This is a genomic window from Pseudomonas sp. BF-R-19 (genome assembly GCF_019956445.1).
In the GTDB taxonomy this organism is placed as follows: domain Bacteria; phylum Pseudomonadota; class Gammaproteobacteria; order Pseudomonadales; family Pseudomonadaceae; genus Aquipseudomonas; species Aquipseudomonas fluorescens_BH.
This window is the reverse complement of sequence record NZ_JAHBDN010000092.1, coordinates 128,809-145,086: the sequence shown is the minus strand read 5'-3', so window position 1 is coordinate 145,086 and position 16,278 is coordinate 128,809. Positions and strand designations below refer to the sequence as shown.

Below are 16,278 nucleotides of genomic sequence, written 5' to 3'. Positions count from 1 at the left end.
TCCTTACGGTGCCGTAGCGCTGTCGTAGGTGTAAACGCGATCGTCGTAGGGCATCCCCTTCAACGCCACGTTGCCGTTGGATGGAGATGAGCTATTCACCAGGACCGGATAAGCCCACTTGCTTGCCGGGCCAATTAGCAGCTGCGGCAGCTCCAGGGTCATGCTGGTGTCCGGTTCGAAGTCGAGATCGACGATTTGTAGGTGGTATTCGTCAATTGCGGTGACCGGAAATGGGCCAGAGAGAGAGCCATCAGGACGGCTAATGCCGACCCGGTAGGCCTCGGGCGCTGACCAGTCGATAGGCTCGGTCGATTCCAGCAGGAAACCACCATCAACTGCCGTGACGCTGCGCAACTGAGCGCTTTGGCACAGACCAGGGGTGTCGCTGGCCACGGCACAGAAGCTCAGGTAGCCCGAGTTCATGCCTGCCAACTCGGTTTCCCAGCTATAGGTGTCCTGACGAAACAGCTGGTGCCCGCGACGCCGCATGCCGAACCGGTACGCTCGGTCGCGATCGCCGACACCGGAAAGCTTGATCTTCTCCACTTTCAGGCCTGCATCGCCCGGCCATCGGCACGGCACCGTTTCCCATGCCCACGTCAGGTTCGAGTAATACTCAACGTCGACCCCGTCGAAGTCGTTGATCGATGGCAGCGGGCCGTCGATCTTTAGGGGCTTTGTCATGTTCTGCGGTGAGTAGGTCTGTGTCTTTGGCCCGTACGTGATATCGAATGCCGCGCGCGGCTCGTCACGCACCAGACTGACCAATCCGTTTTTGATGGTCAGCTCGGCATAACCGCACGCCAGCGCATCGTTGATCCGGTCCTTGGCCGTGCTGGTGTCGTCGATGACCTCGTCGTAGTACTGACCGGCGGCCTCAAAGACCGTGTGCAGGCGATCCCACTCCGGAAGATCGATATCGGCATCGGTGTAGCCGAGTGACTTCAGCACGTTCAGGCACCAAGGGGCGATGCCTCTGGTGGGTGTCGGCGCAGTCCAGGCGCCTCCTGTGTAGACCGGAAGAACCCGGCACCCAATCAGATTGACCTGGCTTTCCGATTGCGCGGACAACCTGTCTCCACCGCGGATCTGAAGGGCAATCGTGGTCATCCCTGGGTAACTTGAGGGTCGGTTCTGGCGCAGACCTCGCAAGCCGTACCAGGACATATCATCATTGACCTCAGACGAGTTTTCGCCACCAACCTTGGAATGGCGCTTAATTCTGGCTTCTGGGCGCATCGGGTACGGCAGCGCATGCCGGAAAGTGAAGCCGAGCGAGTCGCGCGTATTCCCGGATAGTGCCTGTGGCAGCACCGTCCAGGCCCCCGCTACATCCATGTCTCGATACTCAAAATCGTGCCCAGTCGGGACTGTGTAGGTATCACCTTTTCGTCCAAGGCCAATGATTCCGTTTTGAGCAAACACCGTGTACTCAATGTGCGTGACCAGCTCACCTTTCGGGCTGCAAGCGAACGGCCCTCGGTAACCGCCTTCGAGGTTGGAAGGGTCGAGAATGACCATGCCGCTGACTGTTTCGTTGAACACAAACCCCGGCCAGCTTGCATCGACTGCCCCGGAAGACGTCAGCCTATCCACGACCATAAGATCGGCACTAAAGGCTGTGATTCGATACCGCAGGCCACGAGGACCGATCGTTGAAAAACTGGCACCGATAGCCAGACCGCTTACTGGCGACCCTCCGTCGTAGTTGATGGTCATCTCTGCCAGCTGCTCAGGCGTTCCGGGATCTGCGGCCGTGCCGATGGTATTGGTCGGGCTGGAACCGAGCACGTCGGAGCCGCCGGACGACACAAGGGTCAGGCCGGAGAAGGCGCCGATCTCGGTTATCAGCAGTCGACCCGATGAGGCGCTGGCCAGAAATGGAGCCGAGCCCTTCGCGGTGTTTACAGCAGACACCAAGCCGGCCAGGTCGGTAGTGGCCACGCTCAGCGCGACGGAATACGGAGTTGTCCCGAGTGTGACGGTAAAGGTCAGCGGCGTGACGTCGTAGTCGTAGCGCGCCGGGACACTCGAACCGAGAATAGTCGAGGCCGTTCCGGCAGTTGGCGGAATAGCGGCCGCATACGGCGTATAGGAGTTGACGACGTAAAGACCGGCATTGTCTCCGCTGATCTCGATCAGTTGACCGGGATATGGGGCCAGCATTTCCAGGGGGCCGCGAACGATGTCACGGCCAGCGCCGCCATCGACCACGTTGTACAGGTACGGCGACAGCACTCGGACTATCAATCCAGTTGACCAGTCAGCAGGGAATGAGCCGGCGCCAGACGGGATGGCGATAGTCACGCCATTGAACTGATAGGCCGACGCACTCGATGAAGGCGTTAGCGGATTGGCGATGGTCAGGTCCAGGCCTGCCGAGCCGCTTGAACTTGAGCCAACCTCCGGGACGTTGTACCAGAGCATTGACGCCGTGTGGCCTGTTACGTCGGCGCCAGGCGGGAAAATTGTGTAGTTGGCATCAGCCCCGAGTGAAATAATGGGCGTCTCACCCACCGAAATATCGCTTGGCTCAACCCATACGCTGCCAGCTGTGATGTACAGCAGCATTTCTACCCACTGCTCGCGTGGATCGGCGAAAAATGTACGCGGCTCAGCTAGGTAGGACGGGTACAGCTTCTGCAGGCCGGCCAGGCTTCTGATCGGATCGCCGAGCTTGACCTTGTTGCCCTTAGCGCTGGCTTCGTCGAGTGGGTTGCCCTGAACCATGCCAGAATTAGACGGCATGCCGGGCATCTTCGGCGCCATAATCTTGCTGACGACCACAGCTGCAGCAAGAATCATCAAGCCATAGCCAATGGTCTCTAGACCCTTCGGCTCATGCCAAAACTGGACGTGATCGGACGGCTTGAATTTGACCTTATGCCAAAGCGTCGGGCAGATCAGTTCGTCGTTGATCGCTACGCTGATTGGCTGCACGTCCGACCGCTGGTACTCAGTCGTCTGCTGCTGAATCCACCCCTCAATCGTCATCCGCTCGCGGGTGGCGAAAGTGGCCAGCGGTGCCGTGTTGGCCAGCTTATTCGCGAAAAATTCTATCATCGGTAATACACCACTCGTTGAAAGCACGACTCGAAGTCGCGCACGGGGCGAATGCGGGGGCCGCCTGGGTTGGTGTCGAGCACTTTCAACTGACCATCCAAGTGAACGACCACGCCGACGTGCGCCATCAGCTCGCCCGCGAAGACGGCCGCAATGGCTCCAGGCTCTGGCGAGCACTCTTCCATGCCGGTCTTGAGCTCCAGATAGGCCCGAGTGTTTTCGCGCAGACGGCCCCGCCCTACGCCGCCCAGCGAGGGAAGCAATGGCAGACCAAACACTTCATGCCGAACGGCAATGACCAGTCCATAGCAGTCGTAAGCCAGCGGACCGCGCGCGCCATCCTTGTAGGGAGCTGACTGGTACTTGCTGAGCGGGCTCATATGTAGAGCAACCCAGGGGCGACACTGGTGGTCAGTTGCTCGCGCGGGAACGCTGTGCCGAGCAGGTCGAACAAGCCGCAAGTCAATGTCGCTGTGACCCCTTCGTACTGACGACTCAGTAGCGACATGCGGTAGTGCTCAGCCGGATAGGTCAGGTCGTTTTCCAGGTATCGACGACATGTCAACACAACCCGAGCATTCGCCGCCTTGGCCTTCTCGATCTGGATCTGCACCGCGCCTGACGTGTTGTCCAGGGCGATGATCAGGTTCTGGAAGGCGCTGTTGTCCTGATTGGGCAACCCCTGCTCGTAGGCCATGGCGGTGAAGACGAGCGTCCGTGAATCCTCGGTACCGCAGACGCGATCCTCGTAGCCGTCACAGATCAGGATCGGGGCTGGCCAGATATCGCAGGTCGCCTCGATGGTGTTGATCGGTAACGGCCCGCCGGAGGCGTAGCAGATGGCAATAGGGTTGCTCATTCAATCCTCCTTAAGTTCCCTGCGAGCTAAGTCCGTACTTCGCGCGCATGGCGTCGTGCAGCTCGCCTTCACCGAAAATGTTCGCGACGGCGACCTGAATAAACTCCTGGTTATCCTGCGTGCGCCTAGTAACCTGCCCAGCTTTGCTGGCATCCTCGACCAGTTGAACCGTTATCGGTCTTTCCGAGGCGGTGACGTTGCCGCCGCCTCCCGATGCAGCCGAACTTCCACCACCAGAACCGATGATCGCTGGCCTGCCGTTGCTTAGCGCCTCCAATGTGCCCACGCCAATGCGTGCCGTCGCCTCTGCGTCGAACACGTATTCTCCGCGGTGAACCGGTCCGGCAATTTCATCTTTTGGGCCGACACCAGTGAATCCGCCTTCCATGAAGCCAACGCCAGCCATGGCGGTCATACCAACTGCTGCGGCAAGCGGGCCGGTAATTGAGAGCGCCGTAGCCATCGCGGCCGGGGCGAGAGCAGGCCCCACAATTGGAATGGCGGCCGTCGAGGCAAATGCGGCCAACCCTGCCTGCAAAGACGTCGCCGACGCGTTCGCCCCCATTACGCCAGCCGCACTGGCTTGGGTGGTTTTACCCACCAACATTTGCACGCCTTGGTAGATCAGCCACTGGGCTGCCATATCGCTCAATGCGTTGAGCATCGACTGGGCGAAGTTACCGACCATGTCGCCAAGAGCATCGTCGGCATCTTTGGCACCGCTGGCGACATCGGAGAAGAACGTCCCTAATTCACTGGTCGCGCTCCCCAAAGCCTCGCCCGTCAAGTCGGCTGCGTTCTGCGAATAGTTCTGGGCCGCATCGGCGTAGTTGGCCCAGGCCTCATGCACACCGTTGATCCAATCCGCTTGGTATTCATCGATCTTGGCGTAGTAGTTTTCCTGAGCAGAAAGGCGCTTGGCCAACTCGTCCTGCAGCACGATTGTTTCGCTGGCATATAGCTCTGGACTGATCTGCCCGGTATTGCGCTGCTCATTCAGACTGGCCACGTCGGCGGCGTATTTCTGCCGAAGGGCAAGGTCGGCTCTCATGCGATCCCGGGCTTTCTCGCCCAAGCCGATCCCTGCAAGCTCTTGATCGAATCCGTTCTGAGTGGTCTGCGTACCAGTGGCCTGGGCATTCTTGAATGCGGTCAGCTTCAAGTCGTCTTCGTTGGCCTTCTTGATTTTGTTCAGAGCGTCCAGCTCTGCGGCCATGCCCATCAGGCGCTTCTTCTGGGCGTCGCTCAACTTACCGAGCTTCCCCTCCTGAAGCTCAAACGAGAGCTTCTGAACCTCGGTCGCGTCCTTCTGCTTGTCACCCGTGGTGTTGATCAGTTCGATCTGGCGCTTGTAGCCCTCCTCGGTGGACTCGAAAGCCTTGAGCTGCTGCTTGGTGGCCGACTCCGCCGTGCTGGTGTTCTTTTTGAGCGCCTTCGCGGCAGCATCGTCGGCGGCCTTTTGCGAATCCTTGGCAGCAGCAGCCGAGCGGATGGCAACAATCATCCCCTCGGTGAGGTCGGTGTTGTCGGCAATGAATCTGTTGGCGGCTTCAAGGGCTGTTTTGTCCTTGGCTACGCCGAGCTGCTTTTGCAACTGCTCAAGGTATTTCTGGCCTACCTGGTCGGCAGCAGCTATCGCAGCGTTGTTTTTGCCGCGCGCAGTGGTGTTGGCATCCGTCTCTGCGGTCAATTCGGCAAGCGTCTGCCGCTGCTTGTCGAGGATTACGGACAGGTCCGACACTTTGATCTGCCCTGTCTCAATCGACTGAGCCATCTCTTCAGTGACGCCGGGAATCAGCCGGACCTGGTCCGCAACCGACTTCCAATCTACAACCTGTCCTTTGGCAGAGTCAGCAACAGCTCTGTTGACGATGTCCATCGCCGACTGAAACTCAGCGGATAGCGGAACGATGCCCGCCATGAACGCTGAAGCCCCTGCCAGCCCAGCGTTCGCCAGGCTCGCCTGGAACTCGAAAGCGATTGAGCTCGCAGCCCCGGCAAGATCCTGCTCTGTGTCCGTAATTGAGGCGCGCAACTCGCGCAACGTCACCGACTGGGTGGCGCGATTGAGCTTATTGAAGCGCTCAGCCAATTTGTCGAGTGGGTCGTTCAGATCACCCAGCTTTTCCTCAAGAACGCTGGTGTTGTCTCGTAAAGTGATGAACGCAGTAGCAGCTCCAATCGCCAGAGCTGCCACACCGACTGGCCCACCGAGCATCCCGAGTAGGCCGACACCTGCACGACTCACACCAGCCTGAGCGGCCGCCACTGCATTCGTGGCTCTGGTCTCAACCATGCGAGCCTCAGCAAGCTGCAGCGACATCTGCGTCTGCACCGCAGTGCCGCGCGCAGCCACCGCCTCTTTCTGAGCCAGAAAGACAGTGGTCTGGGCTTTTTGCTGTTCAGCCTGAGCCGCGAGCAAAACAGCGGTCGCCTGGGCCTTTCGAGCCACCACGTCCGTATATGCGGAATAGGCGGCCTTGGCAGCAGAGGCTGCAGCACTTGCCCCATAGCGTGCGAGCGCGGCTATGGCGGTGACAATGGCAACATCTGCTAGGGTTTCGAAGTTGTCGCCCAGAGCGCCAATCCCTTTCCCCAGCACCCCAGTGAAATCGGTAGTCTCATTCAGTCGGCCGACATAAACCCCGAACGCGTTCGACAGGTTCTGCAAGGCGTCGCGAACCGCGACGCTCATGCTGTCGGCCAGAACGCCGTTTGCCTCGGCGGACGCTTGCAAGCCTTCGGTCAGTACGTCAAGGCTGAGCTTGCCCTGTGCCCCAAGGCTGCGAATTTCCTCCGCAGTGTTGCCTGTTGACTGGGCAATCGTATCGACCACTGTCGGCATCGCCGCGAGAATAGACTGCCATCCGTCAGCCTCAACCTTCCCAGTTTGGAGTGCCTTCGAGTAAGCATCGATTGCCGAACTGGCCTTGTCTGCCGAGGCAGAGTTTGTAACCAGCAAAAAGCTGAAGCTATCCATCACATCCAGCGCTTGGCTGGTGTTATAGCCCATCGACTCCAGGCTGTCGGCCGTCCGGATGTATAGCTCTTGGGCCTCGCTGAGTGGACGGTACGTCCGCTTTGCCGTCTCCAGCAGACGCTGCTGCACCAGGTCATATTCGCCAACGCTGCTGGTGGCCATGCCAATGCGATCAGACATTTGGCCGTAGGAGTCAGCAGTCTCGATGATCTTGCTAATGGATGCTGCGCCGATGGCGGCAGCGAGCGCGGTCTTGATCAGGCTAGCAGCACTTTGCGCACTATCGCCGGCACGGTCGAAGGCCTCATCGACACGCCCCAAGCTTTTATCGATCTTCCCCGACGCCTGAGCGACGCTGGAATCCGCACGGGCCATTTCCTGGCGGAGCTGGGCCGTGGTCGCCTCGATGCGGACCAGCATCCCCTGTACGTCGGTATCGGCCATGGTTTTCTCCGGGCATAAAAAAACCAGCGCATGGCTGGGGTCAATCAGTTGCTATTGCGGGGTAAGGCCTGGCCCATCATCCGGTTCGGCGGCTCGCCAAGGCTTGGCGAATCTTGGCCGCTACAGTCGACGGCTTGGGCTTCTCTTTGTTCGCACCAGTTTTGCTGCCAAATGGATTGGTCATTTGCACCCATTCAATCCGGGCGTCTATGGCCATGAACAGCTCCGGCAGCGGTGTGCCCCAGGCGATCTCAGGTGACCAACCAAGCCAGCCGGTGGCGATCGAATAAAGCCAATCAACATAGCTGCCGTCCTCGACAGCGTTTAACCCTCCGCCACCGCCGGCTTTCCCGCGGCAGCACCTTTCGGGTTGTAAAGCGCAGTCAGATAGCCGTTGAGCTGAACAGATACATCCAACACCCCCGCTTGCCAAACTTTCTCGGCTACCACATCTGCGTCCTTGCCTTTTAGCCCGGCGCCAGCAATAAGGATTGCTGCACAGCCGTCGATACTCAGGGCATTGATAGCCTGCGAAGCCCCGCGCAGGCCGCCGAACCGGGCTTCGATAGCGCGTACCGCCGCCAGCGTGGGCACCAGTTCATAGTCTTCGCCGTCGAGCGAAATAGTGGTGGTGCCGAACAGAGTTTTACTCATCGTTCAATTCCTGGAGAGACAGGGCCGGAGCCCCGCCAGATTAAGGCGCGACTGCGACCGGGGGAATTTCGAGGATCTCGGAGTTGATGCCAACGGTGACGTTGCGACGAACGACGTTGTCCGCAGTGCCGGCAGCGACCGTGTTGTTCATTACCTTGCCGCGCATGTAAAACGTGGTCGGGGTAATGACCGGAGTCGCGCCAGGGTCACCATCGTTGAGGGTGATTTTGATGTTGTAGTCGCCGGTAGTTCGATCTTTGTGTGCAACTTTGAGCGCGGCTTGGCCGGCATCGCCATTGTCCAGCCCCACAGTCAAGGTCAGGTCGCCAGCATCGGCCAAGCCCTTGAACTTACGGACACGACCGTCGCTAAGAGACGAGAAAGTTACAGAGCTGAACGTATCGCCGAATTCGCCCAGGTCTTCGATTTCACCCACTTCGACATAGGTGTCCGCCTTGAAGTCGGCTTCGGTGTCGGCGCCGGTCTTCCCGCCGAGCGAGAATCGGCAGCCGGCGGCTGTATTGAGGTTGTCTTCGGCCATGGGGGTTCCTCCAAAGGCACATTGGATAAAGCCGCTGGGCGGCGTTGTTTGGGTTCAGTGGGTGGTGATAACGCGGACCGTGATCGATCCCTGATACGTGACGCCGTCAGCATCGCGCTGGGCGTCGGCCTGCTCGACCCTGACCGAGACAGCGCGGCCAACCGTCAAAGGCAATTTGCGCTCGTCCAGGGCAGCAACAATCTCTCCAATGATGCGCTTCACTTCGGCCTGGCCATGAGCATCGGACCAGACAGACAAATAGATCAGGCGCTGCTCGCGCTTCCTGCCAGCGATGGGTGAGCTATTGGTAGAAATTTCCCGATCAAACGAGACATACGGCATGGGCGTATCCATTGGCGCGCCGTCGTAAACCTGACACGAAACTTCGGCCTCCAACCGCGCGAACAACGCTTCCTGCAATGCAACAGATGGATCAGCCATTGCTCCCCCCTTCACTCGCCTTGCGCAGTGCATGAGCAACAGCCGCGCGGATGTTCGCCAGCACAAAATCCCGATTCACATCTTTTGATGGGCGCAGCCAGGGGTGAGCCGGTCGGGCCGGGATATCCGGGTACTTGCCAAAGAAGGTGGTTCCGTCCGACTTGTTCTTGGTGTCCCTGGCGCGCAAAGCATTGCGGCGCCCAGACAGCTTCGATTTGTCGCGGTTGTTGGTGTGTTCACCACCTACCGCGTTTCGATCCGCTCGCCGGTAGAGGGTGCCGCTGTAGCCTTTCGTCCCGTACTCGAGGAAGCGCAGGTAGAAAAAACGCTGGGTGTCGCGCTTTCCGCGGATGCCGATCTCCGCATTCAGACCACTCTTGGAAACAAACACCCTCAGGGCGGCAGAGGCGGCGCCGGTATCCGTGGGGATCAGTTGCCTCATCGTGGCCAAGATCCGGTCAGCGCTCTCCTTCATCACGCCAACGAGCTCGTTGTCCATCGTGGCGTGGATGTTGCGCAAGGTCCGTCGCAACTTGAAGTCGCCGAACATGCGGGAGCGCCGCGCAGCCATGGTCTACTCCTTGGCCTTCGCCGGTTTTTCGGCAGCAGGAGCGACCTCAGCGACTGGTTCCACCAGGCCGCGCTTGACCAGGTCGGCGCCGAGCTTGGCATCTACCGTGAATTCTTCACCTTTCTCCCGGTCGCCGGTGGCACCGGACAGATTGCCCTGGGCAATGACTTTCATGATTCACCTCTATGGATTGGGTACGTTTGAACACAGCAGTCGAAGCATGGTGCTCTCGTTGTCGAGCAGCGAGGCCTCGATCAGGTAGGTGGTGGTGAAACCGCCGACTACCTCCACAAGGCGGCAGCCGGCGACCACATCCCGCCGCGGACGGACACGGATCTCGGCGGTGACAATGGCCGTCACCTGCTCAGCCACCGGCGCGATACGCCCGGTGGGCAGTGTGATCTCTGCCCACAGCTTGCCGATCTCTGCCCAGGTCACATTGAAACCGCCGGAACCGTTGGGGACGCGCACCTGCGTCTGAAGCGCGCAACGGTGACGCATTGGGCCGGCTCTCATACATTCACCCAGCGATGAGGTTTCCAGAGCGCATTGGTTGCCATTGGCAGCTCCGCGGTGATGGTCCCGATCACCACAGTTTCACGGCTGCTGTACCAGTGACCGATCAGCAACAGTGCCCCCTGCTTGATCGCCTTGGTCATCAACAGCGCGTTGCCGACGGGATCTGGCAAAGCTTCGCTAGGGTCGATCAGCGTGCGATTGGTCCAGGTCTCGAATGCGCTGAGGGCTGCCTCCGTGTAGCCCTCAATCAACGAATCTTCATCGTCATGGTCGACCCGTAAGTGAGCCTTGACGATGGGCAGATCAAGCACTGGTAGGTACCAATGCCTGGAGCGCTGCCTTATTGGCACCGGCGTCGAAGTCGATACCCTTGGCGGTAAGCCATTCCTTCAGCTTGGGCACCAACATTTTGAGCGGATCAGTTTCGGTACCGCCTTCGTCATCGAGCAACGTTGCGTACCCCAAGTGCTCAACGGCGACCAGCGCGCAGCGATCAGAAACCTCCTGCTCGCCGACTTCGATTTGAATGACTTCGTTGCCGTCAACCGCAAAGGGGAATGGCTTGGTCACATTGATTGTTGGCATGTTGCTCTCCTGCGGGCCGGGCGCCCGAAGACGCCCGCCACGATTACGCAGCGCTGAGGGTCAGAACCTTCACGGCTTGGGAGTCGACCAGCATGCCGCCGACGCGTTTGGTGGTGTAGAAGCCGACGTAGGGCTTGTTGGTATAGGGGTCGCGCAGCACGCGGGTGCCGATGCGATCCACGATGGTGTATGCACGCTTGAAGTCGCCGAATGCGATGGCGTTGGCATCGGCCGCGACATCCGGCATGTCCTCGTTCTCGGTGATGCCATAGCCCAGCAGAGTCGATGGAACGCCAGCCTCCAGGCCTGGGCGCCACAGATAGTTCCCCTCGCTGTCTTTGAGCTTGCGCACATAAGCCACGGTCAGATTGCCCATCATGAATGTGCCGTTGGCGCGATAGCCGGCTTTGAGCGCATGAATCAGATCAATCAGCTTGTCGCCGGTGATACCGCCGGCCACACCGGTGATCAGCTTCTGCAAAGTGCCGAAAGCGCGAGCATCATCGGCAGTGGTCAGCATCGGGTAGGCCAGGAAACCTTTCGGCTTATTGATGCCGTCGCCGGAGGTGAAGGCGCTGCCTTCTTTTTCCGTAAACTCGCGCGCCGCTTCGGTGTTCAGCCAGCCCTCGGCATCGAAGAACATATCGTCCAGGCTGGTTTGGGTTGCCTGCGGGTTGCAGTAAATCTCCCCCATGAATGCCGAGATCTGACCGAGAGTCGGGGTTCCGGTCGCCGGGCGAGCAGCAGTCTCGCCAACCCAGCCAGAGCCTGCGCCACCAAGACTCACCAGACGCTTATAGTCCGGGGAGCCGACGGTGATTTGGTTGCACACCTGGCGCATCGGCGAAGTGTCCTTCAGCAGCTCGATAATGCTGCGATCCAGCTCTTCAGGAACCGCGTAGCCGCCATCGGCCTCAGTACCGATTTGCAGCGCCTTGGCTTGCAGATCGCCCAAGCCGGTATCGATACCCTTGCGCACAAACTGCATAAACGCTGTCTTGTGTTCGCTGGCCGCCTTCGTGCCGGTACCGTCAGGCCGCTTGAGGCCAGCCAGTTCCTTTTCCAGAGCGGATTTCAGCTCGTCCAATTCACTCAGCTTTTCGTTGAGCGTATCGACCTGGCCGGACAGCTTGCCCTTTTCTTCTTCCAAGCCGTCAATGCGCTTGTCGTTGATCTTTTTGAACTCGTCGAACTTCTTGCCAAAGGCGTCAACGACGTCTTCGATATCTTTCTTTTCAACAGCCATGAGAGGCTCCTTACATTCGGTCAATCAGGGATTTGAGGGATTGCAGTGCGTCGTCGGCATCCGCCTCTCGCGGTAATACTGCGCCGTAGCCTTTAGCCATGAAGGCCTTAGCCTGGGAGCCAGAAAACCCAACCTCTCGAAGGGCTCGCTCCACTTTGCTCGGTGGCGGTGTTTCACCGCGTGCCAGCAGAGATTTCACGTCAGTGATCCGGGCTTCATCGTTTGCCGGGAAGGTGACCAGGGAGACTTCCCACAGGTCGATTGCCTTCAGCAGCCAGATGCCCTTTTCCTTGTCGTATTCGTAATCGTCGAGCATGTAGCCGATGGACATGCCGGTCAGGCTGCCGGCCTTCATGTGTCCGTGGGCACGCTTGGCCAATGGGTCTGCGTCGATCAGCAATTGGCCTTTGACGTACAAACCGACATCGTCCTCGCGCATCTCGGTGTAAATTCCGATCGGCTCGCTCATGTTGTGTTGCCACAACATCGCCGGTAGACGCCCCTTCTCTTTCCACTTGGCTAGGCTGACTGCGAATGCACCGCGGATGACCACGTCGCCGTAGCTGTCTTCGACACCGAACACGGAGCCATAGCCTTCGAACTCGCCGCTGTCGCTGACCGATTTAATGGTGAGCGGCAGGTCAAGACGCTGTTTTGTCTGCATCGCCGGCAGCCTCTGGGTTGGTGGTCATGTTCATAGGGGTGAGGTAGATGTCGCCACCTTCACGGGGGTTTTCGTCCTCGAGTTCGCGGCAGTCGTTGGGGCTCAAGATCCCCCACTGAATACCCTTGCCGTAGGACTCATACCGCCCTTTCAGATCGCCACGCATCAAGGCGCCTGCGTTGAATTTGGCGTAGTGGGTCAGGCGGTCTTTCTCGCTGAGCAGGCCGACCTGAATGCGGTGCTCGATGCGGGTCATGATCGGAACCAGCGAGTAGTTCACGAAGCTCATGCCCATGTGCTCGATGTTGTTGAGCGTCATCTTTTCCATGCTGGCCACCAGGTGCGGCGGCACACGGAACAAACCGCAGATCTGCGCCTCGGTCAGCTTTTTCGATTCGATGAACTGGGTGTCTTGGGCGTTGAGGCTGATGGGCTTCCAGTCGAGTCCCATCTCCAGAATCATGGGTTTATAGGCGTTTGCCACCCCCATGTGCTCACCTTGGAACTCCGTCTTAAGCCGACCGAATGCTTCGTCGGTAAGCTGCTGCTCGGTTCGCAGAACACCGCTGGTTACGGCGCCGTTGGTGAATAGCTTCGCGGCATGCGCATCCATCGCCTGGCCCAGGCCAAGCGCCTGACGGGCATAAGCAATCGGATTCAGCCCGTTGAGCCCGTCCAGGGTGAACAGCCGGACATGCCAGATCTCATCTTGTGTGAGCGTCCGCTCGCCGGATTTGAAGTTGACCTTGTACTCAACAGACCAGTCATCCTTGAGTTTTGGCGTGACGATGTCCGGGCTGAGTGGAAGAAGCTCGACCACGTTTCCCAGCGCCATCACCTTGTATGCGTAGAAGTTGCCACGCAGACACAGGCACGCGACCAGCATTTCCCAGAACTCTTGGGCCGTCATGTAGCTGTTTGGGGCCATGGTAATCAGCGGATACAGCCGGTGAGCCGTAGCAGGCAATCGAACCCGGCCTGTCTGCTTCAATAGCCGGCAGGGAAGCATCCCCATCGACTCGGCCAGCACCCGCACGCAGTTGAATACAACCAACTGCTGCATGGCGCTGGTGGTGGTCACACGCTGGCCGGCATTAGTTTCATACCCAGCACCCAGGGCCTGGGCGAGTTTCTCCGGCGTATCGATGACCTGAACGCCCCCTTTTCTTCCAAGGAGTGCACGGAGCATCAGCGGCCACCTCGCACTATCGAGACAACGGACAAGGCAATCAGTAACGATCCACAGACAGTCAATGCCAATGGCTCACCCATCCAAGCCCAAAGGCCGCGAGTCAGCAGCCCAAGCCCAAGCACACCGACGAGATCGGGCAAAGCCTCTTTCAGCGCCTCCAGCTTCGGCGCCTTGGTTTCATCGGTCATAGGGTTCGAATTCCGTGTTTAGAGATGTGGTCAGAAAGGCTCTCCGCCGTCTTCTCCGTGGCGTTGGCTGCACCAACGGCCATGGCCATGGCGACAGCACCGTCAATGCGGCCGGTCTTTTTGCGTTTAGAAAAGATCCGGTTTTCTTGGGCGTCAGCCTCCATCACTGCTGATGCCACGTTCCAGGTAAGGCAGGGGTTCTCAAGAACCTGTATTTGCCCGGTGAGGATCAGGTCCTCGACCAGGTCAATGGAGTGAGTCATCCAAAGGTTGGATTCTCGAGCCGGCCGGAAGCCTTGGCCGTGCGGCACCAGGTTCAATTCAATGCCCTGAGCCTCAAGCTCAACTTCCAAATAAGTCATGTGATACGGGTCAAAGGCCAAGGCCTTGATGTCGTACTTCGCGGCCAACTCCCCCAACCGCTTGGCGACAAACGCGTAATTGATCGCCTTCCCCGGTGGCGCATGGATATGCCCATCCTCAAGCCAGATGTCATAAGGCACACCGTCAATCGCGGCACGATCAAGTAGGGTGTCTTTAGGCGTCCAGAATTCCGAAATGGACTTACCCAGCTCAGGAAAGTAGAGATTCAACGCGGTCAGATCTCGCTTGCCAGACAAGTCGAGTCCGCCGTAGCAGGACTGGCCGGCCAACTTCTCGGGGTCAAACTTGGCGCAACACGAAAGCCAGACGTCGATATCGACCCAAGGGTTTGCCGCATCCACCCACTGGCAGAAGTTCAGGCGGCGAACCGTGCTCGCCTTGGCCGGCATGCCTTTAGCGTCGGTGACCTGCTCGCGCAAATACTTCGGCTGGAAGGTGTGGCCAAGTGAAGGGTTGGCCTTACCCCAGCACTTCTCATCCTTGAATGGGTCATCCCCTTTATCCAAGGAGCAAATGAACGCAAAGAAACCATCGTTGAAGTGGCGGTGCCGCTTGGTCACCCCCTTTGAGCCAGACTCACAAACGTTTACGCCGAGCTGGTGATAGCTGTAGCAGACCGAATTTCGGTCGTGGCCGCTGTTGGTGATCATCAGGATCAACGCCTGACGCCGCCCCTTGGTACCGGCCCGCATGAACTCAACGGTCTTGTTGTTCTTGTGCTCGTGAACTTCGTCGATCAGCGCGCAGTGTGGACGCGGGCCAGACTGCCCGTCGTCGGAACTGATCGGCCTGAAGAACGAACCGGTTGCGAGGTAAGCGAGGTTCCAGACCTTCTCATCGCGACCAGACTTCTTGATTTTCTTCATCAATGATGGCGACTGATCGACCATCGCGACCGCATCGCGGAACAGGATCATTGCCTGGTCACGCTTTGTTGCCGCGGCGTAGACCTCGGCTCGCGCCTCACCATCAGAGGTCAGGCAGTACAGACCAATACCGGCCGCCAGGGGCGACTTGCCTGAGCCCTTGCCCGACTCAATGTAGACCGTACGGAAACGGCGAAAACCATCGGGGGCCATCCAGCCGAAGATCGATCCAACAATAAACGCCTGCCAAGGCAGGAGAACAAAGGGCAAGCCTTCATGCTCGCCACCATTGAGCTTGAGTACCGTCTTGAAGTAACGGATAGCGCGGTTGGCTTTCTCCAGATCCCAAGTCAGACCACGCTTCGGACCGTCTTCAAGGTCACGAAGATGGCGACCGCATGCATTTCGAATATCGGGGCCGGCCAAAACTTTGCCGGTATAAACCTCTTGAGCCCAGGCCGTTACTGGGTCGACCGCATAGGAAACCTTCTTGACCTCAATTGAAGAACTCGTCTTCCGGGTCTTTGCTTGGAGGTTCGCCAATGGCCTGGACCTTGGATCGGGCGGCGGGTGTCATGCCGAAATGGGTAAGGTAAGAGAGCAGCCGGCGGTCGGCGTCAGCCGCCATCGCCACAGCCGGATGCGCTTTGATCAGCCCGGCGTCGGTCGAATAGGTATGGCCTGCTACTGATATAACCTTGGTGAGGCGGCGAACTTCAGCGGCGACTTCGCACAGGCGTTCGAGGGTTTGAAGATCGGCTTCGGTGAGCACGCCCATCGACGCGGCAAGTGGGCAGAAGATTTTCCAGACTGCTTTTCCTTCGGCGGTCATGCTCGTTGGCGGCGTCTGATAAGACGCGACAGGCAGCTGCGGTTCGCGCTTGTTGTCCCTGGTCGGGCGCGCGGTGCCGGTGACCTTTTTCTGGGTCGAGGGGACCGGAGTTCTACCCTTCAAAAAAAGTCTCCAATTCTGGTTTTTTGCGTAAAGAGGGTCGAGGGCGGTCCTATGTGGTGGATTCCCGAACTTTTGACCCTCCCCCTAGGGGCAGTGGCGTGCCACACCGAATCGAAGCGAAACTGA

19 protein-coding genes are annotated in these 16,278 nt (G+C 58.9%); all 19 read right to left on the bottom strand.

All coding sequences use genetic code 11. The features are described 5' to 3' along the window. Positions 1-3: 3 nt before the first annotated feature. On the bottom strand, positions 4-3,063 hold the full coding sequence (locus KGB28_RS26430; protein WP_223448497.1) for a host specificity factor TipJ family phage tail protein: 3,060 nt from the start codon (positions 3,061-3,063) through the stop codon (positions 4-6). Further along, positions 3,060-3,443, bottom strand: coding sequence for a hypothetical protein (locus KGB28_RS26425; protein WP_223448496.1), 384 nt, complete (start codon positions 3,441-3,443; stop codon positions 3,060-3,062). The genes KGB28_RS26430 and KGB28_RS26425 overlap by 4 nt, the downstream gene beginning before the upstream one ends. Continuing rightward, entirely contained in the window at positions 3,440-3,922 is a 483-nt protein-coding gene (locus KGB28_RS26420) for a DUF1833 family protein (protein WP_223448495.1), read from the bottom strand. Before KGB28_RS26420 ends, KGB28_RS26425 begins: the two co-directional genes overlap by 4 nt. Positions 3,923-3,932: 10 nt before the next feature. Beyond that, on the bottom strand, positions 3,933-7,346 hold the full coding sequence (locus tag KGB28_RS26415) for a phage tail tape measure protein (protein ID WP_223448494.1): 3,414 nt from the start codon (positions 7,344-7,346) through the stop codon (positions 3,933-3,935). 76 nt (positions 7,347-7,422) lie between these two features. Then, positions 7,423-7,563, bottom strand: coding sequence for a hypothetical protein (locus KGB28_RS26410; protein WP_223448493.1), 141 nt, complete (start codon positions 7,561-7,563; stop codon positions 7,423-7,425). Between the two features lie 107 nt (positions 7,564-7,670). After that, positions 7,671-8,000 carry a hypothetical protein gene (locus KGB28_RS26405; RefSeq protein ID WP_223448492.1) on the bottom strand — a complete coding sequence of 110 codons (330 nt, stop codon included), beginning with the start codon at positions 7,998-8,000 and terminating at the stop codon, positions 7,671-7,673. A 40-nt stretch (positions 8,001-8,040) separates the two neighbouring features. Beyond that, on the bottom strand, positions 8,041-8,541 hold the full coding sequence (locus tag KGB28_RS26400; RefSeq protein WP_223448491.1) for a phage tail protein: 501 nt from the start codon (positions 8,539-8,541) through the stop codon (positions 8,041-8,043). Between the two features lie 54 nt (positions 8,542-8,595). After that, a complete protein-coding gene (locus KGB28_RS26395) occupies positions 8,596-8,982 on the bottom strand; it encodes a DUF3168 domain-containing protein (RefSeq protein ID WP_223448490.1) in 387 nt (128 codons plus the stop codon). Continuing rightward, positions 8,975-9,553: an HK97 gp10 family phage protein gene (locus KGB28_RS26390; RefSeq protein WP_223448489.1), complete on the bottom strand. Its 579-nt coding sequence runs from the start codon at positions 9,551-9,553 to the stop codon at positions 8,975-8,977. Before KGB28_RS26390 ends, KGB28_RS26395 begins: the two co-directional genes overlap by 8 nt. Positions 9,554-9,556: 3 nt before the next feature. Then, complete coding sequence (locus KGB28_RS26385) at positions 9,557-9,727, bottom strand: hypothetical protein (protein WP_223448488.1); 171 nt, start codon at positions 9,725-9,727, stop codon at positions 9,557-9,559. Between the two features lie 9 nt (positions 9,728-9,736). Beyond that, positions 9,737-10,054: a head-tail adaptor protein gene (locus tag KGB28_RS26380; protein WP_223448487.1), complete on the bottom strand. Its 318-nt coding sequence runs from the start codon at positions 10,052-10,054 to the stop codon at positions 9,737-9,739. A gap of 11 nt (positions 10,055-10,065) precedes the next feature. Beyond that, complete coding sequence (locus KGB28_RS26375; RefSeq protein WP_223448486.1) at positions 10,066-10,383, bottom strand: head-tail connector protein; 318 nt, start codon at positions 10,381-10,383, stop codon at positions 10,066-10,068. Further along, positions 10,376-10,657: a HeH/LEM domain-containing protein gene (locus KGB28_RS26370; protein ID WP_223448485.1), complete on the bottom strand. Its 282-nt coding sequence runs from the start codon at positions 10,655-10,657 to the stop codon at positions 10,376-10,378. Before KGB28_RS26370 ends, KGB28_RS26375 begins: the two co-directional genes overlap by 8 nt. 43 nt (positions 10,658-10,700) lie before the next feature. Next, positions 10,701-11,903 (bottom strand): phage major capsid protein, encoded by a 1,203-nt coding sequence (locus KGB28_RS26365; protein ID WP_223448484.1) that lies wholly within the window; start codon positions 11,901-11,903, stop codon positions 10,701-10,703. A 10-nt stretch (positions 11,904-11,913) separates the two neighbouring features. Next, the gene (locus KGB28_RS26360; protein ID WP_223448483.1) at positions 11,914-12,567 is read right to left on the bottom strand and encodes an HK97 family phage prohead protease; all 654 of its coding nucleotides are present in this window, start codon (positions 12,565-12,567) and stop codon (positions 11,914-11,916) included. Beyond that, the gene (locus tag KGB28_RS26355) at positions 12,545-13,756 is read right to left on the bottom strand and encodes a phage portal protein (RefSeq protein ID WP_223448482.1); all 1,212 of its coding nucleotides are present in this window, start codon (positions 13,754-13,756) and stop codon (positions 12,545-12,547) included. Before KGB28_RS26355 ends, KGB28_RS26360 begins: the two co-directional genes overlap by 23 nt. Next, entirely contained in the window at positions 13,756-13,947 is a 192-nt protein-coding gene (locus KGB28_RS26350) for a hypothetical protein (protein WP_223448481.1), read from the bottom strand. The genes KGB28_RS26355 and KGB28_RS26350 overlap by 1 nt, the downstream gene beginning before the upstream one ends. Next, the gene (locus KGB28_RS26345) at positions 13,944-15,740 is read right to left on the bottom strand and encodes a terminase large subunit (protein ID WP_223448480.1); all 1,797 of its coding nucleotides are present in this window, start codon (positions 15,738-15,740) and stop codon (positions 13,944-13,946) included. The genes KGB28_RS26350 and KGB28_RS26345 overlap by 4 nt, the downstream gene beginning before the upstream one ends. Beyond that, complete coding sequence (locus KGB28_RS26340; protein ID WP_223448479.1) at positions 15,694-16,029, bottom strand: phage terminase small subunit P27 family; 336 nt, start codon at positions 16,027-16,029, stop codon at positions 15,694-15,696. Before KGB28_RS26340 ends, KGB28_RS26345 begins: the two co-directional genes overlap by 47 nt. Positions 16,030-16,278: the final 249 nt, after the last annotated feature.